The 395-nt window shown below is 53.9% G+C and carries 2 protein-coding genes; both read right to left on the reverse strand.

Annotation, left to right across the window (positions count from 1 at the left end; genetic code table 11):
* A partial coding sequence (locus tag IV91_RS15835) for a hypothetical protein (RefSeq protein WP_035417574.1) occupies positions 1 to 260 on the reverse strand: 260 nt, incomplete at its 3' end.
* Positions 250 to 395 (reverse strand): ATP-binding protein (locus tag IV91_RS19740; protein WP_160171556.1); only part of this gene is annotated, 146 nt, incomplete at its 5' end. The genes IV91_RS15835 and IV91_RS19740, both read right to left, overlap by 11 nt.

Raw genomic sequence — 395 nt, forward strand, 5'->3', positions numbered from 1 at the left:
TTATCGGGAAAGAGTTCGAGTTGGTCTGGATCGTGAAGTGGGGAGTCTGGGGTTTTGGCTCTGTGGTCGCCTTGCGCACAATGTGAGCGGCGAATCTGGGCGAAGCGTGCGCTCTCGAAGAAGAAGGCCAGATCACTGAGGAATTCCCAGATGTGAGCGCAGGCCTCATCAGACATGGGGGCATGGAGCAGAAGAGCCAGAGGGTCGTCCGCGATCATGGGAGGAGTGACCTGACGGGTTTTTTTGGATTTAGTGGTCATGAATGTCATCCCTTGTGCGGTAACTCTTGCCATCAATGACGATGGTTTCGGCATGGTGCAAGAGACGGTCCAGAAGTGCGGAGGTCAGGGTGCTGTCGTTATTGAAGATACTGGACCAGTGTTTATATGTCCGGT

It is taken from the genome of Ferrovum myxofaciens (genome assembly GCF_000735045.1).
GTDB lineage: Bacteria > Pseudomonadota > Gammaproteobacteria > Burkholderiales > Ferrovaceae > Ferrovum > Ferrovum myxofaciens.